The sequence below is a fragment of the Nocardioides sp. genome (assembly GCF_034670285.1).
In the GTDB taxonomy this organism is placed as follows: Bacteria; Actinomycetota; Actinomycetes; order Propionibacteriales; family Nocardioidaceae; genus Nocardioides.
Map to the genome: position 1 here is coordinate 1 of NZ_JAXMNS010000430.1, position 3128 is coordinate 3128.

The 3128-nt window shown below is 71.9% G+C and carries 4 protein-coding genes; all 4 read right to left on the reverse strand.

The genetic code is table 11. The annotated features are described in order from the left end of the window. A partial coding sequence (locus tag VOI19_RS17120; RefSeq protein ID WP_323794161.1) for a DUF2510 domain-containing protein occupies positions 1-403 on the reverse strand: 403 nt, incomplete at its 3' end. 32 nt (positions 404-435) lie between these two features. Further along, positions 436-1005 (reverse strand): hypothetical protein, encoded by a 570-nt coding sequence (locus tag VOI19_RS17125; RefSeq protein ID WP_323794162.1) that lies wholly within the window; start codon positions 1003-1005, stop codon positions 436-438. Between the two features lie 44 nt (positions 1006-1049). Continuing rightward, positions 1050-1937 (reverse strand): transglutaminase family protein, encoded by an 888-nt coding sequence (locus VOI19_RS17130; protein ID WP_323794163.1) that lies wholly within the window; start codon positions 1935-1937, stop codon positions 1050-1052. After that, positions 1934-3128: alpha-E domain-containing protein (locus VOI19_RS17135; RefSeq protein WP_323794164.1), on the reverse strand; the 1195-nt coding region annotated here is incomplete at its 5' end. The genes VOI19_RS17130 and VOI19_RS17135, both read right to left, overlap by 4 nt.

Genomic DNA, 3128 nt, shown 5'->3' on the forward strand with positions numbered 1-3128 from the left:
CGAACGCCGCCTCGCAGTCGCCGTCGCGAGCGGCGTCGTAGAACGCCGAGACCGTCTCGGCCGGGTCGTCGGACGACGCCCCTCCACCGCCCCCGAGGACCATCACGAGGAGCACGATCAGGACGCCGAGACCGACCAGACCTCCGAGGATGCCCAGCAGGAGCGGCTTGTTGGGGCCGGTCGAGGTGGCCGCTGCGGGTGCCGCTGCCTCACTCGGGGGCGGGTAGGCCGCGTAGCCCTCCGGAGGAGTGCTGGGCGGCGGGCCCGTCGGCATCGCCACGGTCGGCTCCGGGGCTGCCGGGGGCTGACCGACCGGCCCCCACTGGGTGCCGTCCCACCACCGCTGACCGCCCTCGCGATCGGGATACCACCCTGCCGGGGTGCCGCTACCGGAGTCGCTCATCGGATCTCACGCTTTCAGAGGAGGTCACATGCTCAGCCGGCCAGCGCCTCGAGCGCGGCTTGGAATCGTTCGGTCGCGTCGTTCGTACCCTCAGGAGCGTAGTAGGAAACCAGGGTGCCCGAGAAGTACGCCGAACGATCCTCCTCGAGGTCCGCGTCGTGGAAGATCGTCGGCTCGCTCTGGGCGAAGAGGATCGCGGAGTCGAGGTCGGCGAACCCGAGCACGACGTAGCGGCCGCCCTCGCTGTCGCCGTCGGCGTCGGTCTCCGTCGCGTTGCCGACGAGGAAGAGCAGGCCGGCGACCTGCGTGGGGTCGAGCGCCAGCACGGCGTCCTGCACCGGGTTCGGCACCAGGGAGAGCTCAGCAGCGAACAGGCGCTCCTCGCCCAGGGCGTCGACGACGTCGCGGGGTGCCGCAGCAGCCGGTCGGTCCGGGGAGACCAGGGCGATGCCGCGCTCAGCAAGCACCGCCGGTGCCCCGGCTTGCAGCGCGGAGTAGGTGCCGTCGTCGACCGGGCCGGACTCTCCCCCGCACGCGCCGAGGGTCAGCGCGAGCACTCCGAAGAGTGCTCCGGCCAGGGCGGTACGGCGTGCGGTGCGCATGCGCGGAGTCTCCCAGACAGCGCGGCGCCCCCGTCGGGGTGACCTCAGCCCGCGGGCGAGTCCACGGGAGCCACGTCGACCGAGACCCGCATCGTCGACCGCTTGGCCTCGGTGAAGATGACGCCCTTGAGCGGCGGGACGTCGCCGTAGTCGCGGCCCCAGGCGACCGTGATGTAGCGGTCGCCGGCCCACTGGTCGTTGGTCGGGTCGAGGGCGAGCCACTCCTCGCCGCCCAGCCAGACCTCCACCCAGGCGTGCGAGGCGTCCGCACCGACCACGCGCTCCTTGCCGGGCGGTGGGTAGGTGGCGAGGTAGCCGCTGACGTAGCGCGCCGCGACGCCGCACGAGCGCAGGCAGGAGAGCATCAGGTGGGCGAAGTCCTGACAGACCCCGGCCCGCTTGTCGAGGATGTGCTGGACGGTCGAGGTGACGGTCGTGGCCGTCTTGTCGTAGTCGAAGTCGGCGTGCACCCGGCGCATCAGCTCGGTCACCGCCTCGCCGATCGGCCGACCCGGCGTCAACGACGCGGCGGCGTACTCGCGCGCCGCCGGGACCTGCTCGACCAGACGTGAGGCGAGCGCGAAGTCGGCCGCCCGCCAGGCCCCCGGCTGAGCCGGGTCGCGCAACGGCAGCAGCGTCTCCCACGCACGGTTCAGCGCCTCGTCGGTATGCACCGGGTCGAGCGACTCGACGCTGCTGACGCCCTCGACGACCAGCTGCTGGTGCGGCTCGGTCACCTGGAAGTAGGTCACCCGGTTGCCGTAGTAGTCGAGGTCGGAGGAGGAGTCGACCGGGGTCGGCGTCACGGTGACGTCGTAGGACGACACCACCTGCGAGGGTCGGGAGCGCGGCACGAGATAGGCCAGACCGAGGCTGTCGCTGACGGCGTCGTCGTAGGTGTAGGTGGTGACGTGGCGCACGACGTACTTCATGGGTGCGACCTGACGACAGCCTCGCCGGGCTGCGCCGCGGTGGGCGGCACGGACGGCGAGAAGGAGTCGACCAGCGGCAGCCCGGCGATCAGGCGCGGGGCCGGACCACTGGTGTGGTGCAGCTCGGTGATCGCCTCACCGAGGCGCTTGAGCTGCTCCACGGTCTGGGCGAGGTAGTTCTCCAGGTTGGGTCGGCCCACTCCCCCGATCGCCACGAGGGTGGCGATGTCGGTCTCCGCGAGCGCTTCCTGCATGTCGGTGACCAGTCGCTCGGGCCGGCTCGAACCGGTCGAGGCCGGGAGCGCGGCGAGATGGGTGGCGAGCTCGTCGAGCACGAAGGCGAGCGAGCGCGGGTTGAGGGTGTCCTCGAGGAGCAGCTCGAGCACCCCGCCGGGACGGACGTAGCCGCGGTAGCGGCGACGGTGCGTCACCGAGCTCTCGGCGGCGACGAGGACGGCGTTGAGCACCTCGCGGTCGACGTCGATCCCGCGACGCACGGTCGTGGTGGCGGCGAGCAGCTGGCAGAGCTGGAAGGCCCGCTCCAACGCACGGCCGGCGGCGATCATGTGCCAGCCCTCGTCGCGGATCATGCTGGCGGTGACGCCGTGCAGCGCGAGGACCCCGGTGAGCATGCGTCCGGCCGACTCGGTGATCTGCTGGCTGTGGTGGCTCTCCCGCAACGAGGCTGCGGCCCGCTCGGTGGCACCGAAGGTGCGCCACACGTCGCGCGAGAGCTGGTCACGCACGCCGGACACGGCCTCGCGCAGACCCTCGACCCCGTGGGCGACCGAGCCACGACGCCCCACGTCGAGGAGCACCGAGCGGAACTCCTCGTCGAGGTCGGCGTGCCTGCGTCCGGCGAGGCGTCGTACGGCACCCATCATCACGTCGAGACCGGCGCCGCCGGTCGAGCGAGGGCGGGTCTGGAACTCCTCGGCCAGCGCGTGCGAGGAGATGACCAGCCGGAGCAGGTCCTCCACGCGCTCGGCGTAGCGGCCGACCCAGAACATGTCCTCGAGGATGCGGGGCACCGTGCCGGTCGAGGACCGCACGCTGGTCATGGGCAGGACGTCGGGCAGGCCCTGGTCGGCGTCGGTGGCGTTCTCCTTGAGCACCCACAGGTCCTTGCTGGCCCCGGGGCGTCCAGCAGCCTCGTCCTCGACGATGCTGACGAGTCCGCCGACGAGCTTG

What these genes read in the sequence shown, in the direction of transcription:
- VOI19_RS17130 (WP_323794163.1), bottom strand. Translation starts at nt 1,937, where the DNA reads ATGAAGTACGTCGTGCGCCACGTCACCACCTACACCTACGACGACGCC.
- VOI19_RS17125 (WP_323794162.1), bottom strand. Translation starts at nt 1,005, where the DNA reads ATGCGCACCGCACGCCGTACCGCCCTGGCCGGAGCACTCTTCGGAGTG.